This is a genomic window from Croceicoccus mobilis (assembly GCF_001661965.1).
In the GTDB taxonomy this organism is placed as follows: Bacteria; Pseudomonadota; Alphaproteobacteria; order Sphingomonadales; family Sphingomonadaceae; genus Croceicoccus; species Croceicoccus mobilis.
This window is the reverse complement of sequence record NZ_LYWZ01000022.1, coordinates 552,910-575,770: the sequence shown is the minus strand read 5'-3', so window position 1 is coordinate 575,770 and position 22,861 is coordinate 552,910. Positions and strand designations below refer to the sequence as shown.

22 protein-coding genes are annotated in these 22,861 nt (G+C 63.9%); 14 read left to right on the top strand and 8 right to left on the bottom strand.

The window, feature by feature from the left end; translation table 11 throughout:
* The first annotated feature begins 3 nt into the window (after window positions 1-3).
* Together mltA and A9D13_RS10285 are read left to right on the top strand one after the other, a co-directional pair.
* Window positions 4-1,161: a murein transglycosylase A gene (mltA, locus tag A9D13_RS10290; RefSeq protein WP_229665232.1), complete on the top strand. Its 1,158-nt coding sequence runs from the start codon at window positions 4-6 to the stop codon at window positions 1,159-1,161.
* On the top strand, window positions 1,158-1,730 hold the full coding sequence (locus A9D13_RS10285) for a Smr/MutS family protein (protein ID WP_066773073.1): 573 nt from the start codon (window positions 1,158-1,160) through the stop codon (window positions 1,728-1,730). Before mltA ends, A9D13_RS10285 begins: the two co-directional genes overlap by 4 nt.
* 56 nt (window positions 1,731-1,786) lie before the next feature.
* Here A9D13_RS10285 and ahpF read toward each other — a convergent pair whose 3' ends face one another.
* The 3 genes from ahpF to aroC form a co-directional block, all read right to left on the bottom strand.
* Complete coding sequence (gene ahpF, locus A9D13_RS10280) at window positions 1,787-3,394, bottom strand: alkyl hydroperoxide reductase subunit F (protein WP_066773071.1); 1,608 nt, start codon at window positions 3,392-3,394, stop codon at window positions 1,787-1,789.
* Between the two features lie 114 nt (window positions 3,395-3,508).
* On the bottom strand, window positions 3,509-4,075 hold the full coding sequence (gene ahpC / locus A9D13_RS10275; RefSeq protein WP_066774002.1) for an alkyl hydroperoxide reductase subunit C: 567 nt from the start codon (window positions 4,073-4,075) through the stop codon (window positions 3,509-3,511).
* A 237-nt stretch (window positions 4,076-4,312) separates the two neighbouring features.
* Window positions 4,313-5,392: a chorismate synthase gene (gene aroC, locus A9D13_RS10270; RefSeq protein ID WP_066774001.1), complete on the bottom strand. Its 1,080-nt coding sequence runs from the start codon at window positions 5,390-5,392 to the stop codon at window positions 4,313-4,315.
* Between the two features lie 134 nt (window positions 5,393-5,526).
* Between aroC and A9D13_RS10265 the strand changes: the two genes are divergently transcribed.
* The 3 genes from A9D13_RS10265 (at window position 5,527) to A9D13_RS10255 (ending at window position 7,549) form a co-directional block, all read left to right on the top strand.
* Window positions 5,527-5,871: an ArsC family reductase gene (locus A9D13_RS10265; protein WP_066774000.1), complete on the top strand. Its 345-nt coding sequence runs from the start codon at window positions 5,527-5,529 to the stop codon at window positions 5,869-5,871.
* A gap of 85 nt (window positions 5,872-5,956) precedes the next feature.
* Window positions 5,957-6,736 carry a siderophore-interacting protein gene (locus tag A9D13_RS10260; RefSeq protein WP_066773069.1) on the top strand — a complete coding sequence of 260 codons (780 nt, stop codon included), beginning with the start codon at window positions 5,957-5,959 and terminating at the stop codon, window positions 6,734-6,736.
* Window positions 6,737-6,835: 99 nt separating this feature from the next.
* The gene (locus A9D13_RS10255; protein WP_066773067.1) at window positions 6,836-7,549 is read left to right on the top strand and encodes a DUF2059 domain-containing protein; all 714 of its coding nucleotides are present in this window, start codon (window positions 6,836-6,838) and stop codon (window positions 7,547-7,549) included.
* A 3-nt stretch (window positions 7,550-7,552) separates the two neighbouring features.
* Here A9D13_RS10255 and ubiG read toward each other — a convergent pair whose 3' ends face one another.
* Window positions 7,553-8,290: a bifunctional 2-polyprenyl-6-hydroxyphenol methylase/3-demethylubiquinol 3-O-methyltransferase UbiG gene (gene ubiG / locus A9D13_RS10250; protein WP_066773065.1), complete on the bottom strand. Its 738-nt coding sequence runs from the start codon at window positions 8,288-8,290 to the stop codon at window positions 7,553-7,555.
* 84 nt (window positions 8,291-8,374) lie between these two features.
* Here ubiG and A9D13_RS10245 point away from each other — a divergent pair, with 84 nt between their 5' ends.
* Together A9D13_RS10245 and A9D13_RS10240 are read left to right on the top strand one after the other, a co-directional pair.
* On the top strand, window positions 8,375-9,643 hold the full coding sequence (locus A9D13_RS10245; protein ID WP_066773063.1) for an aspartate kinase: 1,269 nt from the start codon (window positions 8,375-8,377) through the stop codon (window positions 9,641-9,643).
* Between the two features lie 10 nt (window positions 9,644-9,653).
* Entirely contained in the window at window positions 9,654-10,163 is a 510-nt protein-coding gene (locus tag A9D13_RS10240) for a GNAT family N-acetyltransferase (protein ID WP_066773060.1), read from the top strand.
* Window positions 10,164-10,282: 119 nt separating this feature from the next.
* On the opposite strand, the gene A9D13_RS10235 is transcribed toward A9D13_RS10240, so the two are convergent.
* Window positions 10,283-10,936, bottom strand: a complete 654-nt coding sequence (locus A9D13_RS10235; protein ID WP_066773058.1) for a c-type cytochrome — start codon at window positions 10,934-10,936, stop codon at window positions 10,283-10,285.
* A gap of 186 nt (window positions 10,937-11,122) precedes the next feature.
* Between A9D13_RS10235 and A9D13_RS10230 the strand changes: the two genes are divergently transcribed.
* On the top strand, window positions 11,123-12,055 hold the full coding sequence (locus tag A9D13_RS10230) for a prephenate dehydratase (protein ID WP_082922268.1): 933 nt from the start codon (window positions 11,123-11,125) through the stop codon (window positions 12,053-12,055).
* Between the two features lie 19 nt (window positions 12,056-12,074).
* Here the strand turns inward: A9D13_RS10230 and A9D13_RS10225 are convergent, their stop codons facing one another.
* On the bottom strand, window positions 12,075-12,353 hold the full coding sequence (locus A9D13_RS10225; protein ID WP_066773055.1) for a hypothetical protein: 279 nt from the start codon (window positions 12,351-12,353) through the stop codon (window positions 12,075-12,077).
* Between the two features lie 575 nt (window positions 12,354-12,928).
* Here A9D13_RS10225 and bla point away from each other — a divergent pair.
* Together bla and A9D13_RS10210 are read left to right on the top strand one after the other, a co-directional pair.
* Complete coding sequence (gene bla, locus A9D13_RS10215; protein WP_172808145.1) at window positions 12,929-13,876, top strand: class A beta-lactamase; 948 nt, start codon at window positions 12,929-12,931, stop codon at window positions 13,874-13,876.
* Window positions 13,873-14,412, top strand: a complete 540-nt coding sequence (locus A9D13_RS10210; RefSeq protein ID WP_308420359.1) for a GNAT family N-acetyltransferase — start codon at window positions 13,873-13,875, stop codon at window positions 14,410-14,412. Before bla ends, A9D13_RS10210 begins: the two co-directional genes overlap by 4 nt.
* A gap of 219 nt (window positions 14,413-14,631) precedes the next feature.
* Here the strand turns inward: A9D13_RS10210 and A9D13_RS10205 are convergent, their stop codons facing one another.
* Window positions 14,632-15,645, bottom strand: coding sequence for a zinc transporter ZntB (locus A9D13_RS10205; RefSeq protein ID WP_066773051.1), 1,014 nt, complete (start codon window positions 15,643-15,645; stop codon window positions 14,632-14,634).
* Between the two features lie 153 nt (window positions 15,646-15,798).
* On the opposite strand from A9D13_RS10205, the gene ispG reads away from it, so the two are divergent.
* From ispG to A9D13_RS10190, 3 genes are all read left to right on the top strand, one after another.
* Window positions 15,799-16,950 (top strand): flavodoxin-dependent (E)-4-hydroxy-3-methylbut-2-enyl-diphosphate synthase, encoded by a 1,152-nt coding sequence (gene ispG / locus A9D13_RS10200; RefSeq protein ID WP_066773045.1) that lies wholly within the window; start codon window positions 15,799-15,801, stop codon window positions 16,948-16,950.
* A gap of 56 nt (window positions 16,951-17,006) precedes the next feature.
* Window positions 17,007-17,549, top strand: coding sequence for a retropepsin-like aspartic protease family protein (locus A9D13_RS10195; RefSeq protein WP_066773043.1), 543 nt, complete (start codon window positions 17,007-17,009; stop codon window positions 17,547-17,549).
* A 62-nt stretch (window positions 17,550-17,611) separates the two neighbouring features.
* Window positions 17,612-18,268 (top strand): murein L,D-transpeptidase catalytic domain-containing protein, encoded by a 657-nt coding sequence (locus A9D13_RS10190; RefSeq protein ID WP_066773041.1) that lies wholly within the window; start codon window positions 17,612-17,614, stop codon window positions 18,266-18,268.
* Window positions 18,269-18,289: 21 nt separating this feature from the next.
* Here A9D13_RS10190 and A9D13_RS10185 read toward each other — a convergent pair whose 3' ends face one another.
* Window positions 18,290-19,801, bottom strand: coding sequence for a L,D-transpeptidase family protein (locus A9D13_RS10185; RefSeq protein WP_229665228.1), 1,512 nt, complete (start codon window positions 19,799-19,801; stop codon window positions 18,290-18,292).
* A gap of 336 nt (window positions 19,802-20,137) precedes the next feature.
* Between A9D13_RS10185 and acnA the strand changes: the two genes are divergently transcribed.
* Window positions 20,138-22,819, top strand: a complete 2,682-nt coding sequence (gene acnA, locus A9D13_RS10180; RefSeq protein ID WP_066773036.1) for an aconitate hydratase AcnA — start codon at window positions 20,138-20,140, stop codon at window positions 22,817-22,819.
* Window positions 22,820-22,861 lie beyond the last annotated feature (42 nt).

Genomic DNA, 22,861 nt, shown 5'->3' with positions numbered 1-22,861 from the left:
CCCGTGCCCTTCCTCCATCTGCGCGCGCGTCTGCTGGTCGCCATGGCCACCGGGGTCGCCGTTGCATCCTGCGCGCCGCCGCCGGAGCCTGCCCCACCTCCTGAACCGACCAATGCGCTGGAAGCCGGGGTTGCCATTGCGCCTGCGCTCAACCCTGCCGCACTGCCGCCCACCGATGCCGCCGCCGCTCTGGCAAGCTTTGTCGAGAGCTGCCCGAAACTGCTGACCCGCACCGATGCAAGCGCCCTGACGCAGGCCGCCGACTGGAAGCTTGCCTGCGATGCCGCCGCGATCTGGCCTGCCGCCAAGGCGCGCGATTTCTTCTCCGGCTATTTCACGCCTGTTCTGGTGGAGGGCGGCGAAGGCTTCCTCACTGGCTATTTCGAACCGCAGATCGCGGGCGTGAAAGTCAGGGCCGAGGGATTCGACGTGCCGGTTTATGGCATGCCAGGCGATCTGGTCCGCCAGCCCGACTACAATGGCGAGGGCCGTGCCCCGCTGGGCCGCGTGACCGAGGATGGCGGCTTCACCTATTATTACGAACGGTCCGAGATCGAGGCGGGCGCGATCGAGGGGAAGGCCCCGGTCATCGCCTGGGCCAAGGATCCGATCGACTTCTTCTTCCTGCAGATACAGGGTTCGGGCCAGCTGCGCGCGCCCGACGGCACGGTCACGCGCATCGGCTATGACGGGCAGAACGGGCGCGAATATGTCGCCATCGGCCGGATCTTGCGCGAACGCGGCGTCTTCGCACCGGGGGAGGCGACCATGCAGGGCATCGTCGACTGGCTGCGCGCCAATCCCGATGAGGCGAAGGAGGTCATGGACGCGAACAAGAGCTGGGTATTCTTCCGCGAGCTGACCGGTGATGGCCCGCTGGGCGCATTGGGCGTGCCGGTGCGCGGCCATGCCAGCGTCGCCGCCGATCCCAAATTCGTGCCTCTGGGTGCGCCGGTGCTGATTAATGCCGATCGTGACGAAGCCGATGGCATCTGGATCGCGCAGGACACCGGCGGCGCGATCAAGGGCGCGAACCGGCTGGATACGTTCTGGGGTGCAGGCGAAACCGCGAAAGCCATCGCGGGCGGCATGTCGAGCGATGCGCATATCACCCTGCTATTGCCCCTGACCGCCGCCGCGCGCCTGCAATCCGCGCCATGAGCCGGAGGAGGGGGCCGCGTGAACTGAGCGAGGAGGAGCGCCGCGCCTGGGCGCATCTAGCCTCTACCGTCACGCCCATGGCTGGGCGCAAGCGGCCCGATACCCCAAAGGCCCCCGTCGCGCCGCCGCCTTCACCCCCGCAAAAGCAGCCGCGCCGGATGAAGCAGCCACGGGTCCAGCGCCCCGTCGCTCCGCCGCCCGCCCCGGTACTGGCGGAAAGTGGCGGCGGTCTGGATCGGGGCTGGGACAAGAAGCTTACGCGCGGCACGGTCGAACCCGATTTCACGCTGGACCTGCACGGCCACGGTCTTGACGCGGCATATCGCCGGCTGGATGCGGGCCTGTCGCAGGCCATCGCGCAGGGGGCGCGCGTATTGCTGGTGGTGGCGGGCAAGCCGCGCCCGGTGCACGCGGCGGACAGGGCCGAAAGGCGCGGCGCGATCCGGGCGAAGCTATTGGACTGGATCGCGGCGGGGCCGCATGCCTCGCGCATCGCGGCGGTGCGCGGCGCGCATCCCCGGCATGGCGGGCGCGGGGCGCTCTATCTGATCCTTCGGCGGCCCAGATAGAAAAAGGGCGACCCCGCATGGCAGGGCCGCCCTTCCTCACAGACTTCGATGTCTTGTTACGCCGGCTGCGGCTCCTGCGCGGCCTGTGCGATCTCGTCCGCAGGTTCGGTGCGGATCAGGTAATCGAAGGCCGAAAGCCCAGCCGTTGCGCCCTGACCCATCGAGATGATGATCTGCTTATAGGGCACATTGGTCGCATCGCCTGCGGCAAACACGCCCGGCAGATTGGTCGCGGCCTTGGCGTCGGTCACGATCTCGCCGTGCTTCGACAGTTCGAGGCCCGAATCTTTGAGCCATTCGGTGTTGGGCACGAGACCGATCTGCACGAACACGCCCTGCAGTTCGACCTTGCGCGTCTCGTCCGTCTCGCGGTTCTTGTATTCCAGCGCGCTCACACGCTCGCCATCGCCATGGATTTCCGTGGTCGCGGCAGAGGTGATGATGTCGACATTCTTCATCGAGCGCAGCTTGTCCTGCAGCACCTGGTCGGCGCGCAGCTTGCTGTCGAACTCGATCAGCGTGACATGGCCGACGATATTGGCAAGGTCGATCGCGGCTTCCACGCCCGAATTGCCGCCGCCGATGACCGCGACATGCTTGCCCTTGAACAGCGGGCCGTCGCAGTGCGGGCAATAGGCCACGCCCTTGTTCCGGTACTCCATCTCGCCGGGCACGCCGAGGTTACGCCAGCGTGCGCCAGTGGTCAGGATCAGGCTGCGCGCCTTCAGCGAAGCGCCGTTTTCCAGCACGACTTCATGCATGCCGCCCGCCTGTTTCGCCGGGATCAGCTTCGCCGCATTCTGCAGGTTCATGACGTCGATGTCATATTCGCCGACATGGCTTTCCAGAGCGGCCGCCAGCTTCGGCCCTTCGGTATAGGGGACGGAGATGAAGTTCTCGATCCCCATGGTGTCGAGGACCTGCCCGCCGAAACGCTCTGCCGCGATGCCGGTCGAGAAGCCCTTGCGCGCGGTATAGACCGCAGCCGAAGCGCCAGCCGGGCCGCCACCGACGACGAGGACCTCGAACGGGGCCTTGCCCTTGATCTTCTCGGCCTGCTTCGCCGTCGCGCCGGTATCGATCTTGGCGAGGATTTCTTCCACGCTCATCTTGCCGCTGGCGAACATCTCGCCATGCAGGAAGGTGGCGGGGACGGCCATCACGCCGCGCTCCTCGACTTCGTCCTGATAGGTGCCGCCCTCGATCAGGGTCGCGGTGACGCGCGGGTTGTAAAGCGCCATCAGCGTCAGCGCCTGCACGACATCGGGGCAGTTGTGGCACGACAGCGAGAAATACATCTCGAAATCGAAATCGCCTTCCAGCGCCTCGATCTGCTCGATCACCTCGGCTTCCACCTTGGGCGGGTGGCCACCGGCCCACAGCAGGGCGAGGACGAGCGAGGTGAATTCATGGCCAAGCGGGATACCGGCAAAGCGGACCCATTTGGCGGGATCGCTGGCGCGGCGGATGATAAAGCTGGGCTTGCGATCATCCTCGCCGTCAAAGGTCGCGGTGACCTTGTCGGAAAGCTCGGCGATTTCGGTCAGCAGTTCGCGCGTGTCATCGGACTTCTTGCCCTCGCCGAGCGAGGCGACGAGTTCGATCGGCTCACGCAGGTTCTGAAGATACTGCTGGAGCTGTTGTTTCATGGTTGCTTCAAGCATGGCGGGGGCCTCCTGTTTTCATCTGTTCTGGACGCAAAAGCGGCCCGGACGGCGGGACCATCCGGGCCGCTCCGCTTTTCAGTGCCCCTTCAAGGGAAGAGGGCAATAGGCTGATCAGATCTTGCCGACGAGGTCGAGCGAGGGAGCCAGCGTTTCGCTGCCTTCTTCCCACTTCGCGGGGCAGACCTGGCCGGGGTTGTTGCGCACATACTGCGCGGCCTTGATCTTGCGGACCAGTTCCTTGGCGTTACGGCCAACGCCTTCGCAGGTGATTTCCATGATCTGGATCACGCCATCGGGATCGACGACGAAGGTCGCGCGGTCGGCAAGGCCCATTTCCTCACGCAGGACGCCGAAGTTGTTCGACAGCGTGTGGAGCTGGTCGCCGAGCATCGGGAACTTGATCTTCGAGATCTTGTCCGAAGTGTCGTGCCATGCCTTGTGGCTGAAGTGCGTGTCGGTCGAGACGCCGTACACTTCGACGCCCATGCCCTTCAGGGTTTCGTACTGCTCGGCAAGGTCTTCGAGCTCGGTCGGGCAGACGAAGGTGAAGTCGGCCGGGTAGAAGAAGAAGACGGCCCAGTCGCCCTTCACGTCGCTGTCGCTGACGTCAAAGAAGTCCTTGCCTTCCTGGAAGGCGGTGGCGGTGAACGGCTTGATGGTGCTGCCGATGATACCCATTCGGAAAATCTCCATTCGTGTTGGGCCCGGTGTGAATCGGGCGGTGAATTCGTTGCAATGCACAGATAGGCGCTGCACCTGCGAACCCCAAGTGGAGAAAGCCGATAAGTTTGATAGATTAATTCAATCAGCCAGAACTAATCGGATGAGCCGATCACAAACACGGCTCGCCGATTGATATGAATCAGGCGCGAAATCAGTCCGTTTCGGCGCTGCAGCAGGGGAAATCCCGGATTTTCAACCGCACTGGCCGCGGTGCAGCAGGAAGTGATCCGCCAGCACCAGCGCCATCATCGCCTCCACAACCGGAACGCCGCGCAGGCCGACGCAGGGATCGTGGCGCCCCTTGGTGACGATTTCCCCCGATTCATATCCGCCGTCACCGGTCTTTTTCACCGTGGGGACGGGGACCATGATCGAACTTGTCGGCTTGAACGCGACGCGCAGGCGCACCGGCTGGCCAGTGGAGATGCCGCCCGCGATGCCGCCGGCGTGGTTCGCGTCGAACGAAACGCCATCCGCATCGGGGTGCATCGGATCGGCGTTCTGTTCGCCGCTCAATCGCGCGGCTTCGAAACCGTCGCCGATCTCGATGCCCTTGACCGCATTGATACCCATCATCGCGGCGGCAAGGTCCGCGTCCAGCTTGCCATAGATCGGCGCGCCCCAGCCTGCGGGCACGCCCGTGGCTTCGCAGGTGACGACCGCGCCCAGCGAGGACCCGGCCTTGCGCGCGATGTCCAGCTTTGCGCTCCAGCGTTCGACCGCGACCGGGTCGGGGCAGAAGAACGGGTTGTCGCCAATGATGGAGGCGTCGAAATTGGCAGGGTCGATCGCATCGCCGCCCATTTCCGAAACCCACGCGCGTATGGCGACACCGGGAATGACCTTGCGCGCCACTGCGCCTGCGGCCACGCGAGCCGCGGTTTCGCGCGCGCTCGACCGGCCGCCGCCGCGATAATCGCGCAGGCCGTATTTTGCGTCATAGGCGTAATCGGCATGTCCGGGGCGATAGCTTTTCGCGATCTCGGAGTAGTCCTTGGACCGCTGATCGGTGTTCTCGATCATCAGGCTGATCGGCGTGCCCGTCGTCTGCCCTTCGAACACGCCCGACAGGATGCGCACCTCGTCCGGTTCGCGCCGCTGCGTCGTGAAACGGCTGGTGCCGGGGCGGCGCGCGTCGAGGAAGGGCTGGATGTCGGCTTCGGAAAGCGCGATCTGCGGCGGGCAACCGTCGACCACCGCGCCCAGCGCCGGGCCATGGCTTTCGCCCCAGGTGGTGAACCGCAGCATGCGGCCGAAACTGTTCACGCTCATCGCTTCATTCCTTGTCGCCCGCGTTTGCATCGCTGCGGTGCGGCCCGCGCTTTTGACGGTTTCGTCGCAAAAGTCCACATGGGGCGCATAATCCGATGCGCAAACGCCCATCATCCCGCAATGAAGAGAATGACATGACCACCCTTTACGGCATCCCCAACTGCGACACGGTGAAAAAGGCCCGCAAATGGCTGGAGGGCGAAAACATCGCCTATGTCTTTCACGACTACAAGAAATCGGGCGTACCCGAGGATCACCTTGCCGCATGGATCGCGGACAAGGGGTGGGAGCCGATCCTGAACAAGCGCGGCACCACGTTTCGCAAGCTGCCCGATGCCGACAAGGAAGGGATCGACGCGGGCAAGGCCAAGGCGCTGCTGATCGACAATCCCTCCATGATCAAGCGCCCGGTGGTGGAGCATGACGGCGGCCTGCTCGTCGGGTTCGACGAGGCCGAATGGACCGCATCGCTAAAATAGTTTTTGCGAACCCCTCGCAATTATCTGGCGATCGGTCTATATCGGTTGAGCAAGTCAACTGAAGAACGAATCACGCAGGAAGCATATGGCCCGACCCGAACCGCGCACTCTTGAAGTCATCGCCCGCGAGCAGCTTACCCCGAACATGATCCGCATCACGCTGGGCGGTCCGGGCATGGAAGGTTTTCCCGAAGGCCAGCAGGGCGGCTATGTAAAGCTGCGCCTGTCCGAAGGGGGTGAGGGCGAGAAGCCGATCGTGCGCACCTATACGATCCGCGAACAGCGCGGCAGCGGTGCCGATGGGCAGATCGTGCTCGACTTCGTGGTGCATGGCGCGGGCAAGGGCGCGAGCCATGGCGTGGCAGGCCCCGCCGTCACCTGGGCGATGGAGGTCGAGCCCGGCGCTGCGATCACCGTTGGGGGGCCGGGCCCGGCAAAACCGCTGCCGGAAGGGTTCGACCGCTATCTGGTCGCAGGCGACATGACCGCGCTTCCCGCCATTTCGGTCAATCTGGAAAACCTGCCCGCCGATGCGCGCGGAACCGTTCTGATCGAGATCCAGGATCCGGATGACGCTCAGGACCTGATCCGGCCCGAGGGCATGGACATCATCTGGCTGGTCAATCCCGAACCGGGCAACCGACCCGACCTGCTTGCCGCCGAACTGCGCGATGCGGGCTGGGAAGAGGGCACCTATGGCTGGGCCGCCAGCGAGTTTTCCGCCATGCGCGAGATGCGCGATTATCTGCGCGACGAATGCGAAATGAACGCGCAGAGCCTCTACATCTCCAGCTATTGGAAGCTGGGCGAGAACGAGGACAGCCATAAGGTGGTAAAGCGCGCCGATATGGAAGCGGCGGGCTGATCGACCCCCTGCCTATGCATGAATAACGCAATTTCAGGACTTCGCCTCTAGAGGGCTGGGTGGCACCGATGGTGCCGACAGTTCTCTAAGGGGTCCGAAATGAAATTCGCCATCACATCTGCCGCGCTCGCCGCGGCAGTCATCGCCATGCCTGCCGCCGCGCAGGAAGCCACGCCCGATGCCGGCCCCGATGCGGCCACAGTGGCGCAGGCGCGCGAGGCCGCTGCGCATATCCTGCCCGACGGCACCTATGCCCGCATGATGGAAGGCACGTTCGAACAGCTGATGGACCAGATCATGGCCTCGGTCATGGATATGCCGATGGGCGATCTGGCCGCCATGGGCGGTATCGCGCCCGAGGAGATGGCCGGGATCGAAACCGGCACCATGCGCGAGATGATGGCGATCATCGACCCGCATTACGAAGAGCGTCAGAAAATCTCGATCCGGATCATGATGGAAGACATGGTCGGCCTGATGACCCAAATGGAGCCCGCCATGCGCGAAGGGCTGGGCGATGCCTATGCCAATCGCTTCAGCGCGGACGAGCTGGCGCAGCTCAATGCGTTTTTCGACACGCCGGTGGGCCGCAAATATGCAGCCAACTCGCTCAGCATCTTCATGGACCCGGCCTTCATGTCGAAAACGCAAGAGATGATGCCCCAGCTGATGAAGGCAATGCCGGGCATCGTTGAGCAGATGCAGGAAGCCACCGCCGACCTGCCGCCCGCCCGTTCAATCGACGAATTGAGCGATGAAGAGCGCGAGAAGCTGGCCGCCGTGATGGGCCGCGCCGTCGATGCGGAGGACTGAGCCTTAGCCCCGCCGGGCGGTGGTGATGAAATTGAGCGAGCTGTCGTCCGAAAGCTCCAGCCCGCGCAGGGCGGAGAAGGCGATGCCTCGCACTTCGCCCATCACTAGCCCCGCGGCGCGAAGCAGTTCTTCCAGCTCTTCCGGAGTGACGAAATCGTCCCAGTGATGCGTGCCGCGCGGCACCATCCCCAGACGTTCGGCCCCTTCGACCAGCAGTAGCTTCGATTTCAGCGTGCGATTCGGCATCGACAGGATCATCAGTCCGCCATCGGCCAGTCGGTCGGCGAGCTGGCCGATGAAAGCCTGCTTGTCGGCGACATGTTCCAGCACCTCCATTGCGGTGACAAGGTCGTAGGTGCCGGGAACCAGCGTCCCCAGTTCCCCGTCGTGATAGCTGACCTGCAGGCCCACCGCATCGGCATGGGCGCGCGCCGCGCCGATATTCTCAGGCGCGGCGTCCACGCCGGTCACATCCGCGCCCAGCCTCGCCAGCGGTTCGCACAAGAGGCCCGCGCCGCAGCCGACATCCAGCGCGCGCTTGCCCGCAAGCGGCTGGCGGCTGGCGATATCGGCGCCCCAATGCATGTCAATGGCATCGCGGATAAAGCCCAGACGCACCGGATTGACCTTGTGCAGCATCGCCGAGGAACCGGCAGGGTCCCACCATTCATCGGCCAGCTTTCCGAAATGGGCGGCTTCTTCGGGCCGGATGGTTACGGCTGATATTGTTGCATTGGACATATGATCCCCTTAACAGCGCGCCAACCGAACAGCCAGCATCCGCTTGGCTGGCCCTGACAAACCGCAGCAAAAAGGCGAAGCATAGTGGCTCGCATCGTGATGAAATTCGGCGGCACCTCGATGGCGGGGACAGAGCGCATTCGCCGCGTCGCCAATATCGTGCGCCGCCAGCAGGCCGCCGGGCACGAGGTGGCGGTCGTAGTTTCGGCCATGGCGGGTGAAACCGACCGGCTGGTCAATTTCTGCCGCGAGGCGAATCCGCTTTACGATCCGGCCGAATATGACGTGGTCGTCGCAGCCGGTGAACAGATCACCAGCGGCCTTCTGGCGCTGACGCTGCAGGCTTTGGGCTGCAAGGCGCGTTCGTGGCTGGGCTGGCAGGTGCCGATCCACACCGACACCGCCCATGCGAAGGCGCGCATTACCGATATCGACGCGCAGGCGATGATGGACAGCATGGCGGCGGGCGAAATCGCCGTGATCCCCGGTTTTCAGGGCATTGCCGATGATGGCCGCGTTGCAACGCTTGGCCGTGGCGGCAGCGACACCAGCGCGGTCGCCGTGGCGGCGGCGGTAAAGGCCGATCGCTGCGACATCTACACCGATGTCGACGGCGTCTACACCACCGACCCGCGCATCGTCGCCAAGGCCCGCAAGCTGAAGGCCGTGACGTTCGAGGAAATGCTCGAACTCGCTTCGGTCGGCTCGAAGGTATTGCAGACCCGCTCGGTCAGCCTCGCCATGAAGGAAGGGGTGCGCGTGCAGGTGCTGTCCTCTTTCGTGGACGATGACGCACCGCTTGCGGACGACCTCCCCGGAACATTGATCGTCAGCGACGAAGAGCTTGAAGGACTCGACATGGAAAGCCAGCTGGTAACCGGCATTGCCGCCGACAAGAACGAAGCCAAGGTCATCCTGACCCGCGTGCCCGACCGCCCCGGCGCGGTCGCATCGGTGTTCACGCCGCTGGCCGCCGCCAATATCAACGTCGACATGATCATCCAGAACGTCGGCCGCGAAAAGGGCGAAACCGACGTGACCTTTACCGTGCCCAGCGCCGATCTGGTGCGCACGCAGGCACTGCTGGAGGAAGCCAAGCCCTCCATCGGCTTCAACCGCATCATCACCGATCCCAAGGTCGCCAAGATCTCGATCGTGGGCGTGGGCATGCGCAGCCATGCGGGCATCGCCTCGACCATGTTCAAGTCGCTGGCCGATCGCGGCATCAACATCCAGGCGATCTCCACCAGCGAGATCAAGGTCTCGGTGCTGATCGACGAGGACGAGACCGAACTGGCCGTTCGCATCCTGCACACCGCCTACGGCCTCGACGTCAACGACGAAGCGGCCTGAACCGCCACGCATGACTGACGCCCCCGTCGCCATCCGCGGAGAACGCGCGAGCGACCGGGGCGCGATTGCCCGCCTGACAACAGAGGCTTTTCGCACCGCGCCCCATGCGGGCGGCAACGAAGCCGCGATCATCGACGAGTTGCGCAATGCAGGCGCGCTGGCGATCTCTCTGGTGGCCGAGCAGGGCGAGGCGCTGGTCGGACATGTCGCCTTCAGCGAAATCGCCATCGATGGCGAAGTGCGCGGCTGGTTCGGCCTTGGCCCCGTTTCCGTGCTGCCCGACCGGCAGGGCGCAGGTGTCGGCGCGGCGCTGATCGAGGCGGGGCTTCAGCGGCTCCGCGAAGATGGCGCGGCAGGCTGCGTGGTACTGGGCGATCCGGCCTATTATCCGCGATTCGGTTTCGCGGTGCAGCCGGAACTGGTGCTGCCGGGCGTGCCGGAGGAATATTTCATGGCGCTGGCGTTTGATGGTGCCGCGCCAAGGGGCGAGGTCGCCTATCATCCGGCATTCGCGGATTAGATCAGTAATCCGTGACCGGGCGATCAGACCCGTTCCACGCCATTTGCCAAGCGCCAAACGAAAACCCCCGCCGGGCCATGGGGCCGGGCGGGGGCTTCGTAATTGCTTGATCGCTGGTCTTATTCGACCGGAGCGGTGGTGTCGGTGTCGGCGGCGACCGCTGGGGTGGTTCCTGCATCCGAATCGGCAGCTGCGGCGGTCACCTCTGCGGGTGCCTCAACGCCTTCCTCGGCGCCTTCTTCCTCTGCCGGGGCCTCGACCTCGGGCAGCGGCAGGTTCGACCCTTGCGCGTTCAGATAGGCGATGATGTTGGCGCGGTCCTCGGCATTGCCAAGGCCGGCGAAGCTCATCTTCGTGCCGGGGGCAAAGGCGCGCGGGCTGGTCAGCCATGCGTCCATGTTCTCGAACGTCCAGCTGCCGCCATGCGACTTCAGCGCGTCGGAGAAGGCATAGCCGCCCCTGCCGGTGGCAATCGCCTCGCCCAGTGTGCCGTAAAGATTGGGGCCAACGCCATTGGGGCCGCCCGACGCGATGGTGTGGCAGGCCTGACACTTGGCAAAGATCGCTTCGCCCTTGGCAACATCGGCCGTGCTCAGCAGCATGGCAAGCGAGGGACCTTCCTCACCGCCTTCTGCTTCCACGCCTTCGATCACATAGCCCAGCTCCTCCGGGCGTTCGCTGTCGAAGATATGCGAGCTGACGCTGGAGAGGCCGAGCGCGACAACGCCACCAAACAGGGTCCAGCCAAAGATCGTGTTGAGCTTGCCGTCCATCTCAAGAAATATCCATCTGCCAGTGAGCGTGTGTTTATTGCGATCGTCCCGGAGCCAAGAAGGCTCGCGCAGCGCTCTAAATAAGCGTTCGCCGCATGACAAGGGCGTTTCATGGTGCCTACCCCATCATTGTGCGCAGTTTCTGTACTTGGCACAGGCGCAGGTGTGGCCTAACGGCATCGCCTCATGAGCAGTTCGCCCGATCCTTCGTCGCCCGCAGCGACCGACCTTGCCCGCCCTTATGCCGCGCCTGCCATGGCGCTGGTGCAGGAGATGACAGCCGCTGCGCTGGCCGAACCGGACCGCGCCGTGGCGTTTCAGGGCGCGCCGGGGGCGAATTCGCATATCGCGGCCTTGCAATATGATGCGGACTGCCTGCCGCTTCCCTGCTTCTCCTTCGCCGATGCGATCGATGCGGTAAAGGAAGGGCGCGCGCGCCGCGCCATCATCCCGATCGAGAATTCGCAGAACGGGCGTGTGGCCGACATCCATTTCCTGCTGCCGGAATCGGGGCTCGCCATCACGGGTGAGCATTTCATGGAAATCCATCACACGCTGATGGCGGTGGGAGCCGGGCCGTTCACTTCCGTGATTTCGCATCCGCAGGCGCTGGGCCAGTGCCGCCACCGGTTGCGCGCCGACGGGCTGGTGCCGCTGGACCATCCCGACACGGCGGGCGCCGCCGCCACCGTGGCCGAGCGCCGCGACCCGCAGCTGGCCGCCATCGCGCCTGCCATGGCCGCCGAGCTTTATGACCTCACTGTCATCGCGCGCGACATCGAGGATGCGCATGACAACATGACCCGCTTTGTGCTCTTGGCAAAGGATGCGCTGGACCCGGCAACGGTCGCGGGGACCGCGATGACGACCTTTGTGTTCGAGGTGCGCAACATCCCTGCCGCACTTTACAAGGCGCTGGGCGGGTTTGCGACCAATGGCGTCAACATGACGAAGCTGGAAAGCTATCAGAAGGGCGCTGCCTTCGCCGCTACGGAGTTCTACGCCGATATCGTGGGTGCGCCGGGACAGCCGGCGGTCGACCGCGCGCTGGAGGAGCTGGGATTTTATTCGAAGCACCTGCGCATGCTTGGCACCTATAGCCAGGCCCGCGCCCGCTGATCGCGCACGGGCAGCCGGATCAGCTGCCAAGAACGCTCCACGCCAGCATGATGCCGGCGATGATGATCGCCCACAGGACGCAGCCCAGCACCAGCCCGAAGATCATGCCGATGGGGGCTCTCGACGGTGTCTCGGGCTGGGCCGGGGTCGACATAATGTTTTCAGTTGATTTGGCAGGGGCGGAAAGCGGCTGAGCAGACGCGGGGTCCGCATCACGATCCTGCCCGGTATCGCAGCCGATCTGTGGCATGTCTTGATCCCGATCTTCGGGGAAGTCGCGCTGCCGCCCCATGGTCATGGGCATGACGCGGCAGCGCGATCAGGACGAGTTCGAGCGCGCAGAGCCATCCCCCAACGGCAGATGCGACCCGATTCAAGCCCCGAAACCGACGAGTGTGTCATATTCGCAGGCATGCGAACTTAGTACGCAATCGTCAAATATAATTCATCATCAGTTCTGATGATCCGACGAGTCCACTAACAATAGAATTATGGCCGGTTCAAGAAATAAAAGTACAGAATCTATGATAAGCCCCTGCTGCCACGCATAATTTCAGCATGGGAGATTTCGCAGTCGCGATACGCCGCGGCTCTGTGAAGAAAGATGACCCAGTTCGGGATGGCCGTGAAGAAGCGATGACCGCTTCACTTGCGCATCTGGCCGAAAGTGCAGCGTTTTTCAATGGGATGGCGCAGAATTTAGCCCCAAATCGGATCAATCCGCCGCGCTGCGGCGTTTCGCGCACATCGTAACGGCTTGGCCGGTGGGGTGAGGGTGATTCGCCCTGCATGCTGCATTGCGGTCGGCCTGCTTGACCCGGCAGGCGGTTTCGCTCCATCGCCCCGTGCGTGGAAATGAGGGAGGGCGACGTCATGAAGGCAAGGATCAGCCGCCGGGATCTGGGGGCGGTCGCATTGGGTGGACTGGCCGCATATGCCACCGGCTGCGGCCCGGCCGTGGAGGCCGTGCCTGCCGCGTCACCCGATCGCGGTGAGCAGGCTCTCGCCGCCCTGCGCGCGCTGGATACGCAGGCGGGCGGTACTCTGGGAGCCTTCATCCTCGACATCGCGAACGGGGAAAATATCGTGTGGCAATCCTCGAGGCGATTTTGTCATTGCTCCTCGTTCAAGCTCAGCCTGGCAGCGCTGATGTGGCGGGAGGTCGATGCGGGCCGGCTCGATCCCGAAGAGATGCTGCCCTACACCCGCGACGATCTCATGGCCGTGTCCCCTGTCACCACGCGCAATCTGGACGAGTCGACGGGGAAGGGCGCGCTGCCGATCCGTACGCTGGCAAGGGCGATCCAGGTCACCAGCGACAATGCTGCGGCCAATCTGCTGCTCAGGCGGCTGGGCGGGCCAAAGGGGCTGACTGCGTTCTGGCGCTCAATCGGCGATGATGTCAGCAGGCTCGATGCCTATGAGCCGGAATTGAATCGCATCCCGCCGGGCACGACCGAGAATTCCACCACGCCCGAGGCGATGGCCCGCACCGTGGCGCGGCTGACCACCGGCGATGTGCTGGAAAGCGATTCGCGCGAAACCCTGCGCCAGTGGATGGCCGACACCGTCACCGGCACACGCCGCCTTCGTGCCGGTGTGCCCGATGAATGGTGGGTGGGTGACAAGACGGGCACCAGCCTGTGGCCGGGCTTTCCCAGCACCTATGTCGATATCGGCCTGATGATCCCCGCCGGCGGCACCCCGCTGGCTGTGGCGGCCTATTACGTGACCCCTGAAACGGAGACCGAGATGAACCCTGAAAGCGAAGCGGTTCTGGCGCAGGTGGGCCGGATCGCGGCCGATTGGAGCGGATCGTGACGCGCTATACGATGCGGTTCGCAACGCCCGACGATACCGCGGCGCTGGCCGATCTTTCGCGTGACAGCTTTTGCGCCGCCTTCGCCCATCTCTACCGGGAGGAAGATCTCGGCGCTTTCCTGAAAAGCGCCTATGCGCCCGAGGCGATCGCCGCGCAGATCGCCGATCCCAAACGGCTCTACCGGCTGGCGGTGGGCGAGGACGGCACCTTGCTCGCCTATTGCAAGCTGGTGCTGGAAAGCGAGTATGCCGAGCATTCCGACGCGCGCAATCCGCTGGGGCTGGGCCAGCTTTACACCGCGCCGGGGATGACCGGATCGGGGCTGGGCGCGGCCTTGATGGAATGGGCGCTGGACGAGGCGCGCGAACGCGGCTGCGATGCGATCCAGCTATCGGTGTGGAGCGAGAATTACGGCGCGCAGCGATTTTACCAGCGATATGGTTTCGCCAAGATCGCCGATATCGACTTCTGGGTCGGCAGCCACCGCGACGATGAATTCCTGTATGAGCTGAAGCTGGATGGCGTGCCTGGCTAAACGCCCGGCGGCGGAAGATGGGCACCAGGGAACCTTAACGCCGAACCCACCTGCCGCCTGCCGGGCATTCCCCAAGCGACGCCCGGGGGCGGCCGGGGCTTTGGGGGCAGAACCGTAGCCGAATGGCGTGAAGCGATCCGGTTACCGCACTGGTAATGACACCGGGATGTTACGTGCGGATCGACCCAAACCTAGGGGAAACCCCCTAAGGACGGCGCATCACAGCCATTTCCATTTCCAGAACAGGAACAACTGCACGGCAAGAATCATGCCGCACATGGCGACCACTTCCCAAAAGGCATTGCCGTCATCGACCCCCGGCATGCCGCCGACATTGATGCCCAAAAGCCCCGTCACGAATCCCAGCGGCAGGAAGATGCCCGCCACGATGGTGAGCATATAGGTCGCCTTTTCGCTGCTGGATGCCGCTCGGGCGCGGATTTCATCCTGCAGCACGACGGCGCTTTCCTTGGATATGTCGATATCGTCAAGGAAGCGGCGCAGCCGTTCGATGGTCTCGGCGATTTCGCGGCGGTCGTGGTCCTCGAACCAGCTGGGCGCATCGCGGCTGATCCGCTCCAGCGCCTCGTGCTGGGGGCTCATGTGGCGTTTCAAGGCAAGGCAGTTGCGGCGGATCGTGGTGATCTGCGCGAGCATTTCCTCGGCATCGTCTTCGGGGTCCTGGTCCTCCAGCTTGTCGATATGCTCGTTCATATCGACGATCGACGCGCTCATCCGCGCGATCATGTGTTCGGTCAGCTGGGTGATCAGCGATCCGGCATCGGTGGGGCCGATCCCCTGGTCGATATCCGCCAGCGTGTCGCGCGGCGTCTGCAGCCGCTGGCGGCGCAGCGTGATCAGCCGCCGCCCGTCGCACCACATCTGCATCGAGACCATGTCCTCAGGCTCGGCATTGGGGTTGAAATTGATGCCGCGCAGCGTGGCGACGATGGTCTGCCCTTCGCGAAAGGCGCGCGGGCGGGTCTGGTCGGATACCAGCAGCTCCGCCGTGGGTTCGGGGATCTGCATCATCCCCTCCAGCCAGTCCTGCACGCCGGGCTGGTTGCGGCAGATATGCATCCACAGCACTTCTTCGGGGTGCAGCTTCGACGGGGTCCAGCTACGCGCCTCCTCCCAGTCGATCTTGCGCCCGCCGCCCTTGCCATCCAGCACGCGGGCGAACAGCAGCGCCTCCTCGCCGGTCTGGTCGTCGTAAAGCTGCTGGTCCAAGATCGTCTGTCTCCTGATGCTGGCGCGCCTTTAGGAATGACGTAACGCACCGGCACGCGCAATCGTGCCGCGACGGGGCGTGGACGGTTTCGGAAGGCTTCCTAACCCGCCTTCGTCAATTGCCCATCCCGCTAAGCGGCTGTATAGGCAGCACCCATGTCCTCAGACAGTATCGCAGCAATCCGTCCGTGGCGCATGATAGAGCGCCGCCAGTCACGCCAGATCATGGTTGGGAGCGTGCCCGTCGGCGGCGATGCCCCGATCAGCGTGCAGACCATGACCAACACGCTGACCAGCGACGCAAAAGCGACGATCGACCAGATCCGCCGGTGCGAGGATGCGGGCGCGGACATCATCCGCGTATCGTGCCCCGATACCGAATCGACCGATGCGCTGGGTGAGATCGTGAAAGCCGCGCAGGTGCCGATCGTCGCGGACATCCATTTCCATTACAAACGCGCATTGGAAGCCGCCGACGCGGGCGCGGCCTGCTTGCGCATCAATCCCGGCAATATCGGATCGAGCGAGCGCGTCGCCGAAGTCGTGCGCGCGGCCAAGGCCAATGGCTGCGCCATCCGCATCGGCGTGAATGCCGGCTCCCTCGAACGGGACCTCCTCGAAAAATACGGCGAGCCTTGTCCCGAGGCACTGGTGGAATCGGCGCTCGATCACATCAAGCTGCTGCAGGACCATGATTTCCACGAATACAAGGTCGCGGTGAAAGCGTCCGACGTGTTCCTCGCCGTCGCTGCCTATATGGGCCTTGCCGAAGCCGTGGATTGCCCGCTGCATCTTGGCATTACCGAGGCGGGCGGATTGATCGGCGGCACGGTCAAATCCTCGATCGGCATGGGCAATCTGCTCTGGGCCGGGATTGGCGACACCATGCGCGTCTCGCTTTCGGCAGAGCCGGAAGAGGAAGTGCGCGTCGGCTTTGAAATCCTGAAGGCGCTGGGCCTTCGCACCCGCGGCGTGCGCGTGGTGTCGTGCCCCAGCTGCGCGCGGCAGGGTTTCGACGTGATCCGCACGGTGCAGGCGCTGGAAGAACGGCTGCAGCACATCAAGACGCCGCTGTCGCTCTCGGTCCTTGGCTGCGTGGTCAATGGGCCTGGCGAAGCGCGTGAAACCGATATCGGCATCACCGGTGGCGGCAATGGCAAGCACATGGTCTATCTGTCGGGCGTGACCGACCACCACGTGCAAAGCGCCGACATGCTCGACCATATCGTCAAGCTGGTGGAAGCCAAGGCCGCCGAGATCGAGGGCGGCATGTCGGATGCAGGAAAAGCCACCGAACCCGCCGAATAGGCGTAATTCCGCGCCAGTTTTACCGCTACTTAAGCATGCCGCCCTAGGCTGGCGGCATGAGCGAGATGCACAAGATCTTCTGGGGCGTCTTTGGCCTGTGCGCCGTGGGGGCAGTCGTCACCGGCATGTCGGATAATGGCGATAATGCTGCCGATATGCCGCCAACGCCAGTTGGCGAGGCACTGGCCCTGTCCGGTCCGGTCCCGTCGGCGTCCGGCGACATGCATGGCGGCGCGATTCGGCTAAGGCGTGAAGTCGACGGGCATTTCTATGCATCGCCCAGCATCGAGGGCGCGCAGATGAACGTGCTGGTCGATACCGGCGCCAGCTTCGTGGCGCTGACAGGCGAGGATGCCCGCGCGGCGGGCCTTTACTGGAGCGAATCCGACGTCCGTCCCATTGCCCGCGGCGCCAGCGGCGTGGTCGAAGGCGTGCCGATGATGATCGACCGCATCGAACTGAACGGAACCGAGATCCGCGATGTCGAGGCCGCGGTGATTCCCGAAGGCCTGTCGGTCACGCTGCTGGGCCAGAGCTTCCTGCAGCGTTTCGACAAGGTCGCCATCGAAGGCGACACGATGGTGCTTAGCCAAGACTAACCGTTTCGGGACAATCTTGACCGTTAATTCATTCGCGTCCCGAACTGTGGTAAAGTCACAGGATGAACGGACCGGAAACCATATCCAAATCCATTTCAGCGCTCAGGATTGGGCGTCGCGGCCTTATCAGGACCGCTGCCGTCGGCGCTGCCGCCGCCGCCCTTCCGGCGAAGGCCTTTGCCGCCGCGACCAGCCTTACCGATCAGCAGCGCCGCATCCTCGACCTTGCCCGCGACAAGATCGCACAGCACGGCGAAACATTGTGGCGGCGCGACATTGCGGGAATTGCGGATTTCGGGGTCCACTCCTCGGTCCCGCGCTTTCATTTCGCCAATATAGAGGCGGGGACGGTAAAGAGCTTCCTTGTCGCCCATGGCACCGGCTCTGATCCGGAGCATGACGGCTGGCTCAATGATTTCTCCAACGTGCCGGGGTCGAACGCGACCAGCCGGGGCGCCTATGTCACCTATGAATGGTACAAGGGGAAATACGGCACCTCGATCCGGCTGGGCGGGCTGGACGACGATAATTCCAATGCCCTGCCGCGCTATATCGTCGCGCATCCGGCCGAATATGCGACCAAGGCACATGTCGAGAAATGGGGACGGCTGGGCCGCTCCAACGGCTGCTTCGCGATGGACCCCGCCGATTTCAACGAGGCGCTTTGGCACCTGTCGGGCGGACGTCTGCTCTATGCCGACAAGCTTGGCATAGGCTGACGCCGGAAAGGGCCGGGGCGCTTACAGCCCCGGATTCTCGATCGCGACGACTTCCTCGCTGGTCTTGTGCTGGCCGTGCTTCAACTGACGCGGCGCGGCAAAGCTCGCCAGCACCGGCTCGTCACGGCCATAGATGTCGTCGAAACTCCGCATCTCGCCATCAATGTCACGCGCCATGGTGAAATAGGTGATGTAGACGGGCAGCTCCTTTTCCAGCGGGACCCGCGTGTATTTGCGCGAATTGGCGATCTCGACCGCTTCCTCGCTCGACAATCCGCCCAGACCCTTGGCAAGGATCATGGCCAGCTTCATCGCGTCTTCGGTGCGCACACAGCCGTGGCTGCGGGCGCGCTGGTCGGAATTGAACAACGCCTTTGCCGGGGTGTCATGCAGGAAGATCGCATGCGGATTGGGCATGTCGAGCTTCATCAGGCCCAGCGAATTGCCCGGCCCCGGCTGCTGCACGACGATCGTCATGCCCGCATCGTTCTTGTAGCCCTTGTACCCATTGTTGCGCGCCCAGCCGGGATTGCCCAGCACTCTTGCGCCCAGCCCTTCGCCCACGACGATCGACTGCGGCACCGTCCATGTCGGGTTGAAGATCACGCCCTCCACCGTCTCTGCCAGCTGCGGGGTCGCGGTGCGCCCCGGCTTGCCGACGATGGTGCGGAAGGAGGTGTGGACCTTGTTATTGACCACCAGCCGCAGCTGATATTCGGGCACATTGGTGAGAAGATAGTTCCTGCCCAGATTGCGGCCCAGCCAGCGCCAGCGGTCCATGTTGGCGCGGATCTTGGCGCGGGCATCGGCGTCGCCCTCGCTCGTTTCCATCAGCATCTGCTTCAGCACCGCGTAGTCAGGGTGCACGGGATTGAGCGAATCGAGCGCCGCGACGATCCCGCCACTGCTGTTCGCGCCCGCGCGCCCTGCCAGCGCCTTTTCGAGGAGAGGTTTGATCGGGGTCAGCTTCCAGTCCGGGTCCTCCACGAACCATTGGCGGCGCGAATCCATCTCGGTGCGGCCATCGCGCAGGTCTTCGGCCAACCATGTGAACAGCCGGGTCGCGGTTTCGTTCAGCTTCGCCGGATCGCCCGAGGCAAGCGCGGCCTGCAATTCCTCGGGCTTGTAGTCGGCGGCGAACAGCCCCTCGTTCCCGATATTCTTGATATAGGCGAGAAGCTGCTCTGCCTGCGCGACCTGCCACGTGGGGGCGGCCTGGAAATAATCGGTCGGCAATTCCTGCACGACCGGGCTCGATTCCATTGCCGCCTGTCCGTTGGGAGCTGCCTGTCCGGTGGGGGCGGGCGATACAGGCTGTCCGCCGACAGCTGCCGGATCGGTGGTGACAGTCGATGCCGGGTCCTGCTTCGCCGGCTGGCTCACCGGCAATTCGCGAACCATCACGGTGCCGGGACGCGCATTCGGCGCCTGCTGCGCCATGGCCCCAGGCGACATCGCGCCGGCGCACAAGGCAAACAACCCTGCGCCGCCCAGCAAACGATTGAGACCAGCGAATTTCGTGGTGGCGGACATCTGACTACTTTCCCTATCAAGCCCCGGTGGCTGCGCGCCTGTCGCATATATGCGCGTCCAGCCTCTCCCCATGGGAACGACATGCGCCATTGCACGGTTCCAGACGAGCGGTGGGAAGCGATTATCCCCGTACTTGGCTTTCTGGCGGCTGAATCCGCGCATTTCGGCGGGCATGGGCGCGATATAGTCCTTTTGTCTGAGCCATGTTCGCCTTGACGAAAACGCCGTTTCGGCCCATCGCGCGCGCAAACATATTGTGCACCCGCAACACCCCGCGCGAGTCCTGCCAGCCTGGCCAGTGACGGCGCGCGACAGATCAAAAAGGGAAAAGCTCGCATGACAGCAGTTGGCAACGATACGCTCGGCACCCGCTCGACGATGACCGTCGGCGGTAAGGAATACGCATATTACTCGCTGGCCAAGGCCGCGGAAACGCTGGGCGATGTTTCCAAACTCCCCTTCTCGCTCAAGGTCCTGCTTGAGAACATGCTCCGTTTCGAGGACGAGGGTTTCACCGTGTCGAAGGACGATGCCAAGGCGATCGTCGACTGGCAGAAGAACCCCAAGGCCCCGCACCCCGAAATCCAGTATCGCCCCGCGCGCGTGCTGCTGCAGGATTTCACCGGCGTTCCCTGCGTCGTCGACCTTGCCGCGATGCGCGATGCGATCTCGGCGCTGGGCGGCGACACGCAGAAGATCAACCCGCAGGTTCCCGTGAACCTCGTCATCGACCACTCGGTCATGGTCGACGAATTCGGCCACCCCAAGGCATTCGAGAAGAACGTCGAGCTGGAATATCAGCGCAACGCCGAGCGCTATGACTTCCTCAAGTGGGGCGCGAAGAGCCTCGACAATTTCTACGCTGTCCCCCCGGGCACCGGCATCTGCCACCAGGTGAACCTGGAGCACATCGGCAAGGGCGTGTGGACCTCGAAGGACCCGTCGGGCGCTGACATCGCCTATCCCGACACCTGCGTCGGCACCGATTCGCACACCACCATGATCAACGGCCTTGGCGTTCTGGGCTGGGGCGTTGGCGGTATCGAGGCCGAGGCCGCGATGCTGGGCCAGCCGGTTTCGATGCTCATCCCCGAAGTCGTCGGCTTCAAGCTGACCGGCGAAATGGCCGAGGGCATCACCGCGACCGACCTCGTCCTCACCTGCGTGCAGATGCTGCGTGAAAAGGGCGTCGTGGGCCGCTTCGTCGAATTCTACGGCGAAGGCACCGCGAAGCTGAGCCTTGCCGACCGTGCTACCATCGCCAACATGGCGCCCGAATATGGCGCGACTTGCGGCTTCTTCGGCATCGATGAAAAGACGCTCGACTACATGCGCCTTACCGGCCGTGACGAAGACGCGATCGCGCTCGTCGAAGCCTATGCCAAGGAACAGGGCCTCTGGTTCTCGCCCTCGAATCCCGAGCCGATCTTCACCGACACGCTCGAACTCGACATGGGCAGCGTCGTCCCCTCGCTCGCAGGTCCGAAGCGCCCGCAGGACAAGGTCGCCCTCGACAAGGTCGACGAGCTGTTCAACACCGACCTCGAAAAGCTGTACAAAAAGGCTTCGGCCAAGCGCGTTCCGGTCGACAGCGAAGGCCATGACATCGGCGACGGCGACGTCGTGATCGCCGCCATCACCAGCTGCACCAACACCTCGAACCCTTCGGTTCTGGTGGCTGCCGGTCTCGTCGCCAAAAAGGCGCATGAAAAGGGCCTGACCCCCAAGCCTTGGGTGAAGACCTCGCTCGCTCCCGGTTCGCAGGTCGTGACCGACTATCTCGTGAAGGCAGGGCTTCAGGACCACCTCGACGCGATCGGCTTCGACCTTGTCGGCTATGGCTGCACCACCTGCATCGGCAACTCGGGTCCGCTCGCAGAGCCGATCTCGAAGGCGATCAACGGCAATGACATCGTCGCCGCCTCGGTCCTTTCGGGCAACCGCAACTTCGAAGGCCGCGTCTCGCCCGACGTTCGCGCCAACTTCCTCGCATCGCCGCCGCTCGTCGTCGCCTATGCGCTGAAGGGCACCGTGACGCAGGACATCACCGAAACCCCGATCGGCACCGGTTCGGACGGCTCGGAAGTCTATCTGAAGGACATCTGGCCGACCAACGCCGAAGTCGCCGAAGTCATGGCCGGCGCCATCAGCCGCGACATGTTCCAGGCCCGTTATGCCGACGTCTACAAGGGCGACGAGCACTGGCAGGCGATCAATGTCGAGGGTTCGGACACCTATCAGTGGCGCGCCGGTTCGACCTATGTCGCCAACCCGCCGTACTTCGAAGGCATGGGCATGACGCCCGCGCCGGTGAACGACATCATGGATGCCAAGCCGCTGGCGATCCTGGGCGATTCGGTCACCACCGACCACATCTCGCCCGCCGGTTCGATCAAGGAAGACAGCCCCGCGGGCCGCTACCTGACCGAGCACCAGGTCGCGAAGGCCGACTTCAACAGCTACGGTTCGCGCCGCGGCAACCATGAAGTCATGATGCGCGGCACATTCGCCAACATCCGCATCCGCAACGAAATGGTTCCGGGCGTCGAGGGTGGCTACACCACCTATAACGGCGAGCAGATGGCGATCTACGACGCTGCCATGAAGCACAAGGCGGACGGTACCCCGCTCGTCGTCATCGGCGGCAAGGAATACGGCACCGGCTCCTCGCGCGACTGGGCGGCGAAGGGCACCATCCTGCTGGGCGTTCGCGCAGTCCTCGTCGAAAGCTTCGAGCGTATCCACCGCTCGAACCTCGTCGGCATGGGCGTGCTGCCGCTGCAGTTCAAGGAAGGCGATACCCGCGAGACGCTGGGCCTCAAGGCCGACGACAGCTTCACCATCGAGGGTCTCGACAATCTGAAGCCGAGCCAGGACATCACCGTCAAGGTGACCCGCGCCGACGGCACCTCGTTCAGCTTCGATGTGCTGTGCCGCATCGATACCGCGAACGAGATGGAATACTATAAGAACGGCGGCATCCTGCAGTACGTTCTGCGTAAGCTCGCCGCTGAATAAGCGCGCGCTTTACCAACACGAAAAGGAGAGGGCGGCCCCGGC